Raw genomic sequence first — 13435 nt, forward strand, 5'->3', positions numbered from 1 at the left:
GCAGCTCGGCCGCGGTGAGCGTCTCCGGCGCGCGGGTCTGCCCGTGCGCGATCACCGCCGGGTCGTCGTCGTCCAGCCCCGGCATGCGCAGCACCGTGCCGGCGACCCGCCCCCACTCTCCATATTTCAGGTGCGCCATCGACGCCCGCGCGTCTAGCGTCAGGGCATGCGTAGCGCGGTAGTAACGACGACGCCGGGTGTTCCCGGCGTGCCGCACTGACGTTTCCGTCGACGAGGCCCCGGGGCGATCCGCTCCGGGGCCTCGCGGCGTTCCGGGCCCGCTCGCCTCCGGGTCGTACCCGATCAAGGAGAGCGACATGATCGACCACCGCAGGCTCGGCCGGGAGCTGGAGCTGTTCGTCTCCGACCCGCTCGCGGGCGCCGGGCTGCCGATCTGGCTGCCGGCCGGCGCCGCCGCCCGGCACGCCGTCGAGGAGTACGTGCGGGAGCTGGAGCGCCGGGCCGGCTACCGGCACGTCTACTCCCCGCCACTGGCCAAACGGGAGCTGTTCGAGCTCTCCGGGCACCTGGGCTACTTCGCCGACGACATGTTCCCGCCGATGCGGCTGAGCGCCGACGACGAGTTCGTGCTGCGCCCGGCGCTCTGCCCGCACCACGCGCTGGTGTTCCGGGCCCGTGGGCGTTCCTACCGGGAGCTGCCGCTGCGGGTCGCCGAGCTGGGCGGGATGTACCGGGCCGAGCGTTCCGGGGTGCTCGGCGGGCTGTCTCGCGTACGAGCCATCTCGCTCAACGACGCGCACAACTTCTGCGCGCTGGAGCAGGTCGGCGACGAGGTCCGCGAGATCCTGCGGCTGATCGGCGAGGCGTACGCCGCGCTCGGCGTCCGTCCCGCCGGGTTCCGGTTGTCGCTGCGCGGGCCGGGCCGGCGGTACGTGGGCGACGACGCCGGCTGGGGGCGGGCCGAGGAACTGCTCCGCGCCGCGCTCGACGGGGTGGACGTCGTCGAGGCGCCGGGCGAGGCCGCGTTCTACGGGCCGAAGATCGACATTCAGATCGTCGACGCGGCCGGCCGGGAGTCGACCATCTCCACCGTCCAGCTCGACTTCGACAAACCGGAACGGTTCGACCTGTCGTACACCGACTCGGACGGCCGCCGGAAACGGCCGGTGATGGTGCACCGCAGCCTCGTCGGCAGCATGGAACGGCTGTTCGCGTACCTGATCGAGGTGCACCAGGGCGCGTTCCCGGCCTGGTACGCCCCGGTGCAGGTGCTGCTGCTGCCGGTGGACGCGGCGCAGGCCGACGCGGCCGTCGCGCTGGCCCGCCGCGCCGAGGCGGCCGGGCTGCGGGCCGAGGTCGACCACGCCGGTTCGCTCGGCGCCCGGATCCGGGACGCGTCCCGCCGCCGAGTCCCGTACACCGGGGTCCTCGGCCCCCGGGAGGTGGCCGACGGTTCGGTCTCGCTGCGCCTGCGCGACGGCCGGGTGCTCGACCCGATGCCCGCCGCCGAGGCGCTGGGCCTGGTCGGCGCGGTGGTCGCGAGCCGGTCGGCGGGGCTGCTCCCGCCGGCCTGACTCCGGCCCGTCCGGGTGCCGGTAAGGCACCCGGACACCGACCGGTGCCGGACCTGTGGCCGGGTCCACGTCAGTTCCCGGCCGGCGTGCCGGCACCGGCACGCATTCCCGCCGGAGGGCCGGCCGGGGTGGGCGCCGGGATCTCGTCTTCGATCACCGCGCCGGTGAACTGCGCCCGGTAGAGCCGGGCGTACGCGCCACCGGCGGCGACGAGCTGGTCGTGGGTGCCCTGCTCGACGATCCGGCCCTGCTCCATCATCAGGATCAGGTCGGCGTCGCGGATGGTGGAGAGGCGGTGCGCGATGACGAAGCTCGTCCGGTCCGAGCGCAGCGCCGCCATGGCCCGCTGGAGCAGCACCTCGGTCCGGGTGTCCACCGAGCTGGTCGCCTCGTCCAGGATCAGCAGCGACGGCTCGGCCAGGAACGCGCGGGCGATGGTGATGAGCTGCTTCTCCCCGGCGCTGACGTTGCTGCCCTCCTCGTCGATCACCGTGTCGTAGCCGTCCGGCAGGCTGCGGACGAACCGGTCGACGAACGTCGCCCGGGCGGCGGCGAGGATCTCCTCCTCGGTGGCGTCGGGGCGTCCGTAGGCGATGTTGTCCCGGATGGTGCCGCCGAACAGCCAGGTGTCCTGGAGCACCATGCCGATCCGGCCGCGCAGTTCGTCGCGGCGCATCGTGGAGAGGTCCACCCCGTCCAGCGTGATCCGCCCGGCGTCCAGCTCGTAGAACCGCATGACCAGGTTGACCAGCGTGGTCTTGCCGGCGCCGGTGGGACCGACGATGGCCACCGTGTGGCCCGGCTCGGCGACCAGCGACAGGTCGTCGATGAGCGGCTTCTCCGGGTCGTACCGGAAGGAGACGTGCTCGAACTCGACCCGCCCGTGCGGGTCGGCGATCCGGGCCGGCTCGGCCGGGTCGGGGCTCTGCTCGTCGGCGTCGAGCACAGCGAAGACCCGCTCGGCCGAGGCCACCCCGGACTGCAGCAGGTTGGCCATCGACGCGACCTGGGTGAGCGGCTGGGTGAACTGCCGCGAGTACTGGATGAACGCCTGCACGTCACCGAGGCTCATCGAGCCCGACGCCACCCGCAGGCCGCCGACCACGGCGATCGCGACGTAGCTGAGGTTCCCGATGAAGAACATCGCCGGCATGATCAGCCCGGAGACGAACTGCGCGCCGAAGCCGGCCCGGAACAGCTCCTCGTTCTTGGCGTGGAAGGCGGCCTCGACCTCCTTCTGCCGGCCGAAGACCTTCACCAGTTCGTGCCCGGTGTACGCCTCCTCGATCTGGCCGTTCAGCTCGCCCGTGTGCTTCCACTGGGCGATGAACTTGCCCTGCGAGCGCTTGGCGATCTGGCCGGTGACCACCACCGACAGCGGCACCGCGACGAGCGCGACGATTGCCAGCAGCGGCGAGATCCAGAACATCATCCCGAGTACGCCGACGACTGTGAGCAGCGACGTGAGCAGCTGGCTCAGCGTCTGCTGGAGCGTCTGCGACACGTTGTCGATGTCGTTCGTGACCCGGCTCAGCAGCTCACCGCGGGGCTGCTTGTCGAAGTAGGGCAGCGGCAGCCGGTTGAGCTTGTCCTCCACGTCGGCGCGCAGCGTCAGCACGGTGCGCTGCACCACCCCGTTGAGCACCCAGCCCTGCGCCCACTGGAGCATGCTCGCGCCGACGTAGAGCACGACGGCGAACGCCAGCACCCGGCCCAGCGCGTCGAAGTCGATGCCGGTGCCCGGGATCACGTCCATCCGGGCCAGCATGTCGGCGAAGTTGCCGTTGCCCTCGGCGCGGGCCGCCTCCGCCGCCGCCTCGGTGGTGGTGCCGGGCGGAAGCTGCCGCCCGATCACCCCGCTGAAGATGATGTCGGTGGCGTGCCCGAGCACCTTCGGCCCGATGACGCTGAGCCCGACGCTGGCCAGGGCCAGCGCGAGCACGCCGGTGAGCTGGAGCCGGTACGGCCGCAGCCGCCCCAGCAGCCGGCGTGCCGACGGCCCGAAGTTCATCGCCTTCTCGGCCGGCATGCCCATGCTCATGTGCGGTGGGCCACCGCCGGGCCGCCGCCCGGCCGGCGGCAGCCGGTTCGGCTCGTTCTTCTGCTGCGGAACCGACGGCGTCCCGCCGTTCCCCCCGCTCACGCTGTGCCCCCGTTCGTTCGCGACTGCGGGGCTCGCAACCCCGGCTCACTCCTCGCGCTCACGCGGCCACCTCCGCCGTCTGCTGCGACGCGACGATCTCGGCGTACGTGGGGCAGCTCTCCAGCAGTTCCTCATGTCGTCCCATCCCGACGACACCCCCGTCCTCGAGCACGATGATCTGGTCGGCGTCGACGATCGTGGAGACCCGCTGGGCCACGATCACCACCGCCGCGTCCGCGGTGACCGGCTTGAGGGCGGCCCGCAGCCGGGCGTCCGTGCCGAGGTCGAGCGCGGAGAAGGAGTCGTCGAAGAGGTAGATCTCCGGTTTGCGGACGAGCGCGCGGGCGATGGCCAGGCGTTGCCGCTGGCCGCCGGAGACGTTGGTGCCGCCCTGCGCGATCGGCGCCTCCAGCCCGCCCGACATCTCGGCGACGAAGTCGCGCGCCTGGGCGATCTCCAGGGCGGCCCACAGTTCGGCGTCGGTGGCGTCCGGGTTGCCGTAGCGCAGGTTGCTGGCGACGGTGCCGGTGAACAGGTACGGCCGCTGGGGCACCAGCCCGATCCGCCGCCACAGCTCGTCCGGGGCGAGATCCCGTACGTCCACGCCGTCGACCAGGACCGCGCCGGCGGTCGGGTCGACCAGGCGGGGGATGAGCGTCAGCAGCGTGGTCTTGCCGGCGCCGGTGGATCCGATGATCGCCGTGGTCCGGCCCGGCTCGGCCCGGAACGAGATGTCGTGCAGCACCGGCGCGGTCGCGCCCGGGTACTGGAACCCGGCGCCGCGCAACTCCAGCTCGCCCCGGCCGGTGACCTCGGTGACCGGGTCGGCTGCCGGCACCACCGACGAGTCGGTGTCGAGCACCTCCTCGATGCGCTCGGCGCAGACCGCCGCCCGGGGCACCATCATCAGCATGAAGGTGGCCATCATGACCGCCATCAGGATCTGCATGAGGTATTGCAGGAACGCGGTGAGCGCGCCGACCTGGATCTGGCCGGAGTCGACACGTGCCGCGCCGAACCAGAGCACCGCGACGCTGGAGACGTTCAGCACCAGCATCACGATCGGGAAGATCAGCGCCTGGAGCCGCCCGATCCGCAGCGCGGTGGCGGTCAGGTCCGTGTTCGCGGCCCGGAACCGGTCGGTCTCGTACGGCTCCCGTACGAACGCCCGGACCACCCGGATGCCGGTGATCTGCTCGCGCAGCACCCGGTTGACGGTGTCGATCCGGGTCTGCATGAGCCGGAAGCCCGGGACCATCCGGCGGATGATCAGGCCCAGCGCGACGGCCAGCACCGGTACGCAGACCAGCATCAGCCAGGAGAGCCCGACGTCCTCGCGCAGGGCCATCACCACGCCGCCGACGCTCATGATCGGCGCGGCCACCAGCATGGTGCAGCTCAGCAACACCAGCATCTGCACCTGCTGGACGTCGTTGGTGTTGCGGGTGATCAGCGACGGCGCTCCGAACCGGGCGACCTCGCGGGCGGAGAAGCTGTTGACGCGCCGGAAGATCGAGCCGCGCACGTCGCGGCCGAACGCCATGGCGGTCTTCGCGCCGAAGTAGACGGCGGCGATCGAGCAGGCGATCTGGAGCAGGCTGACCAGCAGCATCCACCCGCCCGTACGCATGATCTGGTCGGTGTCGCCGACCGCGACGCCCCGGTCGATGATGTCGGCGTTCAGGCTCGGCAGGTAGAGCGAGGCGATCGTGCCGACGAACTGGAACGCCACCACGGCGGCCAGCCATCGTCGGTACGGGTGCAGATGTGTGCGGAGCAGGCGGATCAACACGGATGGCTCCCCGTCGGCGGCTCGGTGTCGGACTCGCTGTCCCGGTTCAACCGACGGAGGTCCCCGTCGGACATGCCGGTGATGATTTCGATCAGGAACTGGCGGATCACCGCCCGGTTGGCCGGGTCGGCGTCGACCGACGTCAACGGCCGGTCGCTGTGAATCATGTCGATGATGGCGCGGGCGTGCTCGCCGCCCTTGTCGGTCAGGGCGAGCCGGACCGTGCGGCGGTCCTCCGGGGCGCGACGGCGGCTGACGAAGTCGTCGCGTTCCAGCGTGTCGACGATGCCGGTGAGCGTGGCGGGCCGGACGAAGCACAGCTCGGCCATTTCCCGGTGGCTCACCTCGCCGGCCCGCAGGAGGATCATCAGGACCCGCATGCCGGCGGACGTGAGCCCGTGTTCGGCGAGGTAACGCCCCCAGTGCTGTTCGACGACGTGACCGGCGATCGAGATCAGCCGGCCGAGTGGCGCGTGGTGCAACGCGTCGGGGAAGCGGACGAGCGGGCCCATGTTCACGAGCGTCAGGTTAGCTCCCGAACCATCAGGGCCCAAACTAATTCTGAGAATCTCCTCAGCGGCGGTCGGGGCGGGCCCGCGACGGCTCGTCCGGGGCGGTGGCGACGTACTCCCGCATCACCTCGGTGACCTCGCGCAGGAAGGCCGTGGTGGCCTCGGCCTGCTCGGGGGTGAGCCGGGCGACCGCCCGGTCGACGCCGACGAGCATCGGGCGGAGCGCCTCCAGCACCTCGCCGACGGCGCTCTCGGTCACCTGGAGGCTCAGTCGACGCCGGTCGTGCGGGTGCGGGGTCCGGGTGACGTGGCCCGCCTGCACGAGCCGGTCGACGAGCGTGGTCGCCGAGGCGGAGCGGATGCCGAGGCGGTTGCCCAGCTCGACCGGGCCCAGCGGCTCCGGGCTGGAGACCAGGTGGTCGATCGCCGCCGCGTCGGTGGCGTTGAGGCCCAGGCGGCGGGCCAGCGCGGCCCGGGTGTCACCGGCGATCCGCAGCACGTCGCGCAGCGCGCGGGAAGTCTCGCTGCTCGGCGGCGCGGCCGGCGTCGGCTCCCCGCTTGACGGCACCCCCTCCATGGGATAAAGCTAGCATCTCAGGTAGCTAGAGAATCTAGCTAAAGGGGGGGCGCAATGCGCGGCGACGGGCGCGGACGCTGGTTCGGGCTACTTGCCATCAGCCTCGGCGTGGCGATGATCATCGTGGACGCGACAATCGTGAACGTCGCGGTGCCGCAGATCATCCGGGACCTCGACATCACCTCCACCGACGCGCAGTGGGTGCAGGAGGCGTACACCCTGGTCTTCGCCGCGTTGCTGCTGGTCGCCGGCCGCTTCGCCGACCGGTCCGGGCGACGGCGGATGTTCCTCGTCGGCGTCACCGTGTTCGTGGTGGCCAGCGTGCTCGCGGCGCTCGCCGGCTCCGGCGAGACGCTCATCGCGTCCCGGGTGCTCCAGGGCATCGGCGGGGCGATGATGCTGCCCACCTCGCTCTCCCTGCTGAACGCCAACTTCACCGGCCGGGAGAAGGGCATCGCGTTCGCCGTCTGGGGCTCCACCATCGGTGGCGCGGCGGCGCTCGGGCCGCTGCTCGGCGGCTGGCTCACCACCACGTACTCCTGGCGGTGGGCCTTCGGCATCAACGTCCCGGTCAGCCTGGCCGTGATCGTGGCGACGCTCGTGTTGGTCGCCGAGTCCCGCGACGAGCAGGCCGAACGCGGCTTGGACCTGCTCGGCGCGCTGCTCTCGGTGATCGGCATGACCGGCGTGGTCTTCGCCCTGATCGAGGGCCGCACCTACGGCTGGTGGGAGCGGGAGCGGCCGTTCAGCCTGTTCGGGCTGGACTGGACCGCGTCGATCTCGCCGGTCCCGGTCTCCGCGCTGGTCGGCCTCGTCGCGCTCGGGATCTTCCTGGCGCAGCAGGTACGCCGCAACCGGTCCGGCCGCCCCGCACTGCTCGACCTGTCGCTGTTCGGCATCAGCTCGTTCCGCAACGGCATCCTGGCCGCCGCGATCGTCAGCCTGGGCGAGCTCGGACTGCTGTTCGCGCTTCCGCTGTGGTTCCAGAACGTGCTCGGCTACAGCGCCTTCCGCACCGGCCTGGCGCTGCTGCCGCTCGCCGTCGGCAGCTTCCTGGCCAGCGGCATGGGCGCGCCGCTGACGCAGCGCTGGGGTGCCGCCCGGGTGGTCCAGCTCGGCGTCGCCGCCGAGGTCGTCGGCGTGATCGGACTCGGGCTCGTGGTCGCGCCGGACACCAGCTGGTGGGCGCCGCTGGGCTTCCTGTTCGTCTACGGCCTCGGCGTCGGCCTGGCCACCGCCCAGCTCACCGGCGTCTCCCTGTCGCAGGTGCCGGTGCGCCGCAGCGGCCAGGGCTCGGGCCTGCAGAGCACCGCCCGTCAGGTCGGTTCCGCGCTCGGCATCGCGGTGCTCGGCACCGTCCTCTTCGCCGGCCTCGGCGGTATCCTCGGTGACCGCCTGGCCGACCAGCCCGGGCTCACCCCCGCCCAGCGGGACCAGGTGGTGAGCGCGGTCAAGGAGAGTGCCGGCGCGGCGATCGGCGGGCTGGAGGCGGACCCGCGCACCGCACCGATCGCCCAGGAGGCGAAGCAGGCGTTCTCCGACGCCACCCGGTACGCCGCCTTCGCGGGGGCCGGATTCCTGCTGATCGGCCTGGTCGCCTGCCTGCGCCTGCCGACGGTCCGGCACGGCGAGGCCGGGGACGCCTCGCCCGCCGAGGCGGAGCCGGCCCGCGCCTGAGCCGGGTCCCGTGCGGCCCGCCGGTCTCGTTCCGGCGGGCCGCCGGGGCGGGCCCGGCCCTCGCTGCGGTCACCCGCCGAGGGCCACCGCCAGCGCGGCGCCCACGAAGACGACCTGGAGCAGGGTACGGACGCCGATCGGCGTCACCGGGCGCCCGGCGAGCGTGAGCCCGCGCCGCGCGGCCGACACGTTCGCCGGGAACATGGCGAGCATCAGCAGCGCCAGCCCGGCCGCCGCCGGACGCGCGGTGGCCGGGACCAGCAGGGCGAGCGCGCCGGCGAGTTCCAGTACGCCGGTGACGGTGACCAGCAGGTCGGGCCGGGGCAGCGACGGCGGGACCATCGCGATCAGGTCGGCCCGGCGGGACGCGAAGTGGGCCACGCCGGTCAGCACCATCATCAGCGCCAGCCCGACCCGCAACGCGGGGTGCCACCCGTCCAGGGCGTCCACGCCGAGCAGGCCGGCGATCCGGGCCAGCGCGGTGCCGGCGAGGAGTGCGATCAGCGGTGCCATGGTCAGTCCCTCCGACGCGGAATCTTGTCGGTGACAAGATTCCGCGACGGGTGCCATCTTGTCAATGACAAGTTAGGGTGGCGGCATGGCCTCGTACCACCACGGCGACCTCCGCCGCGTCCTGCTGAGCGCCGCCGCCGAGGCGATCGCCGAGTCCGGGCCGGCCGCGCTGAGCCTGCGTGAGCTGGCCCGCCGGGCCGGGGTCTCGCACGCCGCGCCCGCGCACCACTTCGGCGACAAGGCGGGGCTGCTCACCGCGTTCGCCACCCAGGGCTTCGACCTGCTCGCCGACGCGCTCCGGCAGGCCGGCGACGACCTGCTCGACACCGGTGTGGCGTACGTCGGGTTCGCGGTGCGGCACCGCGCGCACTTCGACGTCATGTTCCGGCCCGAGCTGTACCGGGCCGACGACCCGGAGCTGATCGCCGCCCGGGCCCGGTCCGGCGAGCTGCTGCGCGGCGGGGTGGCCCGGCACACCGGGCGGGAGCCGGACGCGGACGCGCTGGCCGCCTGGTCGATAGTGCACGGCTTCGCCACGCTCTGGCTCTCCGGCGCGCTGCCGCCACGGGTGGGCGACGACCCGGAGGCCGCCGCCCGTACCGTGATCAGGCGGCTGTTCAGCTGAGCCGCGTCACCAGCTCGTCGGCAGCGGCATTCCCTCGGTGTACCCGGCGGCGCTCTGCACGCCGACGAGCGCCCGCTCGTGGAACTCCTCCAGACTGCGCGCGCCCGCGTACGTGAACGCGCTGCGCACGCCGGAGATGATCTCGTCGATCAGGTCCTCGACCCCGGGCCGGTTCGGGTCCAGATACATCCGGGCCGAGGAGATGCCCTCCTCGAAGATCGCCTTCCGGGCCCTGTCGAACGCGCTGTCCTCGGCCGTACGGGCGCTCACCGCACGCGACGACGCCATGCCGAAGCTCTCCTTGTAGCGCCGCCCGTCGGCGTCGGTGTAAAGGTCACCGGGGGACTCGTAGGTGCCGGCGAACCAGGAGCCGATCATCACGTTCGAGGCGCCCGCCGCCAGCGCCAGCGCCACGTCGCGCGGGTGCCGTACGCCGCCGTCGGCCCAGACGTGCCGCCCCAGCGAACGGGCCGCGGCGGCGCAGTCGAGCACGGCGGAGAACTGCGGGCGGCCCACGCCGGTCATCATCCGGGTGGTGCACATCGCGCCTGGCCCGACGCCCACCTTCACGATGTCCGCGCCCGCGTCGACCAGGTCGCGTACCCCGTCGGCGGTCACCACGTTCCCGGCCGCCACCGGCACCGGCGGGTCCAGCCGGCGGACCGCCCGCAGCGCCTGGAGCATCCGCTCCTGGTGCCCGTGCGCGGTGTCCACGACCAGCGTGTCCACACCGGCCTCCAGCAGCGCGGCGGCCTTGCCCGTGACGTCACCGTTGATGCCCACGGCGGCCGCGATCCGCAGCCGCCCCCGGTCGTCCACGGCCGGGGTGTAGAGCGTGGCGCGCAGCGCCCCCTGCCGGGTCAGCACCCCGACCAGGCGGCCGTCGCCGTCCACCACCGGCGCGATCCGCCGCCGGCCCGCCGACAGCCGGTCGAACCCGGTACGCGGGTCCGCGTCCGCCGAAACGGTGTGCAGCTCGGTCGACATCACGTGCCGGAGCTGGGCGAAGCGGTCCACCCCGACGGTGTCCGCCTCGGTCACCACGCCCATCGGCCGCCCGTCCGCGTCGACCACCACCACCGCGCCGTGCGAACGCTTCGGCAGCAGGTGGATCGCGTCGCCGACGGTCTCGGTCGGGCCGAGCGTGATCGGCGTGTCGTAGACCAGGTGCCGCTGCTTGACCCAGCCGACCACGTCGGCGACGACCTCGATCGGGATGTCCTGCGGGATCACCGCCACCGCGCCGCGTCGCGCCACGGTCTCGGCCATCCGCCGGCCCGCGACGGCTGTCATGTTCGCCACCACGAGCGGGATCGTGGTGCCGGTCCCGTCGGTGGTGGCCAGGTCGACGTCGAGCCGGGAGCCCACCTCCGAACGGTTGGGCGCCATGAAGACGTCGTTGTAGGTCAGGTCGTGCGCGGGGACCGCGCCGTGAAGGAACCGCACCCGGCCATCATTCCCGCCCCGGGCCGCGCCCGCCTGCGGTGGTGGCTCACACCACCCGGCCCTGCGCTGTTAAGAAGGGGCCCCTTCACTACCTCACGCGTTAAGAAGGGGCCCTTCCTTACACCTCAGGCGATGGTGCAGATCGCCGCGCCGGAGGTGATCACCGCGCCGACCTCGGCCGCGAGCCCGCTCACCGTGCCGGCCTTGTGCGCGTGCAGCGGCTGCTCCATCTTCATCGCCTCCAGCACCACGACCAGGTCGCCCTCGGCCACCTCGTCGCCGTCGGCCACCGCGATCTTCACGATCGTGCCCTGCATCGGGGAGGCGAGCGTGTCACCGCTGACCGCGGCGCCCGCCTTGCCCCCGCCGCCCCGGCGGGCCGGCTTCTTCGCGGCGGGCGCGGCTGCCGCCGTACCAGCGCCGAGCCCGGCGGGCAGGACGACCTCCAGCCGCTTGCCGCCCACCTCGACCACGACGGTCTCGCGCTCGGCCGGCTCGTCGCCGGCACCGGCGGCGGCGGTGAAGGCCGGGACGGTGTTGTCCCACTCGGTCTCGATCCACCGGGTGTGCACGGTGAACGGCTCGGTGGTGAACGCCTCGTCGCGGATCACCAGGCGGTGGAAGGGCAGCGCGGTGGCCATGCCGTCGACCACCATCTCGTCGAGCGCCCGGCGGGCCCGCTCCAGCGCCTCGGCGCGCGTCTCGCCGACGATGATCACCTTGGCCAGCAGCGAGTCGAAGTTGCCGCCGATCACGTCGCCGGCCGAGATGCCGGTGTCGACCCGCACGCCCGGCCCGGACGGCAGGCGCAGCGCGGTGACGGTGCCCGGCGCGGGCAGGAAGTTGCGGCCCGGGTCCTCGCCGTTGATCCGGAACTCGATGGCGTGCCCGCGCGGCGCCGGGTCCTCGGTGAAGCGCAGCTTCTCCCCGTCGGCGATGCGGAACTGCTCGCGGACCAGGTCGATGCCGGCGGTCTCCTCGGTGACCGGGTGCTCGACCTGGAGCCGGGTGTTCACCTCCAGGAAGGAGATCGTGCCGTCCGCGCCGACCAGGTATTCGACGGTGCCGGCGCCGTGGTAGCCGGCCTCCCGGCAGATGGCCTTGGCGCTGTCGTGGATCTGGGCGCGCTGGGCCTCGGTGAGGAACGGCGCGGGCGCCTCCTCGACCAGCTTCTGGTGCCGGCGCTGGAGCGAGCAGTCCCGGGTGCCCACCACGATCACGTTGCCGTGCTGGTCGGCCAGCACCTGCGCCTCGACGTGGCGCGGCTTGTCCAGGTAACGCTCGACGAAGCACTCGCCCCGGCCGAACGCGGCGACCGCCTCGCGGGTGGCCGACTCGAACAGGTGCGGGATCTCCTCCATGGTGCGGGCGACCTTCAGGCCGCGCCCGCCACCGCCGAAGGCGGCCTTGATGGCGACCGGCAGGCCGTGGTCGACGGCGAACGCCATCACCTCGTCCGCGTTGCCGACCGGGTCGGGGGTGCCGGGCACCAGCGGGGCTCCGGCGCGCTGCGCGATGTGCCGGGCGGTCACCTTGTCGCCGAGGTCGCGGATCGCCTGCGGGGTGGGGCCGATCCAGGTCAGCCCGGCGTCGATGACGGCCTGGGCGAAGTCGGCGTTCTCGGAGAGGAAGCCGTAGCCGGGGTGCACGGCGTCCGCGCCGGAGCGGGCCGCCACGTCGATCAGCTTGTCGATGCGCAGGTAGCTGTCGGCGGCGGTGTCACCGCCGAGGGCGTACGCCTCGTCGGCGAGCGTGGCGTGCAGGGCGTCCCGATCGGAATCCGCGTAGACGGCGACGCTGGCCAGTCCGGCGTCGCGGCAGGCGCGGATGACGCGGACGGCGATCTCGCCGCGGTTGGCGATGAGAACCTTGCGCACCTTGGGGCTCCTCCCGGGAGGTCGTTGCCGGGAGTTTAGCGGCCGAGCTGCGGGGCCTAACGATCGCTCAGTGTGGGATGCGGCACTGTAGTCAAACTTGCCTATTACGCTTGCGTCCGTGTCGGCGACGCGGATGATGATTCTCGGACTGGTCAGGTGGATGCAGCCGGTGCACGGCTACGACGTGCGTCGTGAGCTGCTCAGTTGGAGCGCGGACAAGTGGGCGAACGTGCAACCGGGCTCGATCTACCACGCGTTGCGCAAGCTCACCGACGAGGGCCTGCTGCGGACCGTCTCGGTCGAGCAGGTGGGCGCGCGTCCGGCGCGCACCACGTACGAGGTGACGCCGAAGGGGGAGGACGAGTTCGAGACGCTGCTGCGGGCGCAGTGGTGGCAGGTCCACGAGTCGCCGGACCCGTTCGTGGCGGCGTTCTCGTTCCTGCCGGCGATGCCCCGCGAGGAGGCCGCGGCGGCGCTGCGCAACCGGGCGAACCTGCTGCGCGCCGGAGTGGAGTCGATGCGCGCCTCGCTCGACTCGGACTGGGTGCGCACCCGCAAGCCGGTGCACGTCGGGTGGATGTTCGAGCTGTGGCTGGCCCGCGCCGAGGCGGAGACGGCCTGGTGCGAGCGGATCGCGGAGCGGATCGAGTCCGGAGTGTCGTACCTGCCCGATGGGATGGAACGGGCCGAGGGCTGGTCGGGTTGGACCGACGGGTCGGAGTGACACGACATAATCAA

General features: G+C 72.6%; 11 protein-coding genes. 4 read left to right on the forward strand and 7 right to left on the reverse strand.

The window, feature by feature from the left end; genetic code table 11:
- The first annotated feature begins 317 nt into the window (after positions 1-317).
- On the forward strand, positions 318-1535 hold the full coding sequence (thrS, locus tag AB0B20_RS11565) for a threonine--tRNA ligase (protein WP_357470036.1): 1218 nt from the start codon (positions 318-320) through the stop codon (positions 1533-1535).
- 70 nt (positions 1536-1605) lie between these two features.
- On the opposite strand, the gene AB0B20_RS11570 is transcribed toward thrS, so the two are convergent.
- The 4 genes from AB0B20_RS11570 to AB0B20_RS11585 form a co-directional block, all read right to left on the reverse strand.
- Complete coding sequence (locus AB0B20_RS11570) at positions 1606-3576, reverse strand: ABC transporter ATP-binding protein (protein WP_357470343.1); 1971 nt, start codon at positions 3574-3576, stop codon at positions 1606-1608.
- Positions 3577-3736: 160 nt separating this feature from the next.
- Positions 3737-5470, reverse strand: coding sequence for an ABC transporter ATP-binding protein (locus AB0B20_RS11575; RefSeq protein ID WP_357381539.1), 1734 nt, complete (start codon positions 5468-5470; stop codon positions 3737-3739).
- The gene (locus tag AB0B20_RS11580; protein ID WP_357381799.1) at positions 5464-5982 is read right to left on the reverse strand and encodes a MarR family transcriptional regulator; all 519 of its coding nucleotides are present in this window, start codon (positions 5980-5982) and stop codon (positions 5464-5466) included. The genes AB0B20_RS11575 and AB0B20_RS11580 overlap by 7 nt, the downstream gene beginning before the upstream one ends.
- 61 nt (positions 5983-6043) lie before the next feature.
- Positions 6044-6559, reverse strand: a complete 516-nt coding sequence (locus AB0B20_RS11585; RefSeq protein ID WP_357470039.1) for a MarR family transcriptional regulator — start codon at positions 6557-6559, stop codon at positions 6044-6046.
- A gap of 54 nt (positions 6560-6613) precedes the next feature.
- Between AB0B20_RS11585 and AB0B20_RS11590 the strand changes: the two genes are divergently transcribed.
- A complete protein-coding gene (locus AB0B20_RS11590) occupies positions 6614-8236 on the forward strand; it encodes a DHA2 family efflux MFS transporter permease subunit (protein ID WP_357470042.1) in 1623 nt (540 codons plus the stop codon).
- 69 nt (positions 8237-8305) lie between these two features.
- On the opposite strand, the gene AB0B20_RS11595 is transcribed toward AB0B20_RS11590, so the two are convergent.
- Positions 8306-8749, reverse strand: a complete 444-nt coding sequence (locus AB0B20_RS11595) for a DoxX family membrane protein (RefSeq protein ID WP_357470045.1) — start codon at positions 8747-8749, stop codon at positions 8306-8308.
- 85 nt (positions 8750-8834) lie between these two features.
- On the opposite strand from AB0B20_RS11595, the gene AB0B20_RS11600 reads away from it, so the two are divergent.
- A complete protein-coding gene (locus AB0B20_RS11600; RefSeq protein ID WP_357381548.1) occupies positions 8835-9374 on the forward strand; it encodes a TetR/AcrR family transcriptional regulator in 540 nt (179 codons plus the stop codon).
- Between the two features lie 6 nt (positions 9375-9380).
- On the opposite strand, the gene AB0B20_RS11605 is transcribed toward AB0B20_RS11600, so the two are convergent.
- Together AB0B20_RS11605 and AB0B20_RS11610 are read right to left on the reverse strand one after the other, a co-directional pair.
- Positions 9381-10820, reverse strand: coding sequence for a GuaB1 family IMP dehydrogenase-related protein (locus AB0B20_RS11605; protein WP_357470048.1), 1440 nt, complete (start codon positions 10818-10820; stop codon positions 9381-9383).
- A 125-nt stretch (positions 10821-10945) separates the two neighbouring features.
- Positions 10946-12697: a biotin carboxylase N-terminal domain-containing protein gene (locus AB0B20_RS11610; RefSeq protein WP_357470051.1), complete on the reverse strand. Its 1752-nt coding sequence runs from the start codon at positions 12695-12697 to the stop codon at positions 10946-10948.
- 133 nt (positions 12698-12830) lie between these two features.
- Between AB0B20_RS11610 and AB0B20_RS11615 the strand changes: the two genes are divergently transcribed.
- Positions 12831-13421, forward strand: coding sequence for a PadR family transcriptional regulator (locus AB0B20_RS11615; protein WP_357381801.1), 591 nt, complete (start codon positions 12831-12833; stop codon positions 13419-13421).
- Positions 13422-13435: the final 14 nt, after the last annotated feature.

This window comes from Micromonospora sp. NPDC049151, assembly GCF_040648395.1.
Lineage (GTDB): Bacteria > Actinomycetota > Actinomycetes > Mycobacteriales > Micromonosporaceae > Micromonospora.

Bases quoted from the DNA above. Each gene is read 5' to 3' on its own strand.
- thrS (WP_357470036.1), top strand. From the start codon at position 318: ATGATCGACCACCGCAGGCTCGGCCGGGAGCTGGAGCTGTTCGTCTCC.
- AB0B20_RS11570 (WP_357470343.1), bottom strand. From the start codon at position 3,576: ATGAGCATGGGCATGCCGGCCGAGAAGGCGATGAACTTCGGGCCGTCG.
- AB0B20_RS11580 (WP_357381799.1), bottom strand. From the start codon at position 5,982: ATGGGCCCGCTCGTCCGCTTCCCCGACGCGTTGCACCACGCGCCACTC.
- AB0B20_RS11585 (WP_357470039.1), bottom strand. From the start codon at position 6,559: ATGGAGGGGGTGCCGTCAAGCGGGGAGCCGACGCCGGCCGCGCCGCCG.
- AB0B20_RS11590 (WP_357470042.1), top strand. From the start codon at position 6,614: ATGCGCGGCGACGGGCGCGGACGCTGGTTCGGGCTACTTGCCATCAGC.
- AB0B20_RS11595 (WP_357470045.1), bottom strand. From the start codon at position 8,749: ATGGCACCGCTGATCGCACTCCTCGCCGGCACCGCGCTGGCCCGGATC.
- AB0B20_RS11600 (WP_357381548.1), top strand. From the start codon at position 8,835: ATGGCCTCGTACCACCACGGCGACCTCCGCCGCGTCCTGCTGAGCGCC.
- AB0B20_RS11615 (WP_357381801.1), top strand. From the start codon at position 12,831: ATGATGATTCTCGGACTGGTCAGGTGGATGCAGCCGGTGCACGGCTAC.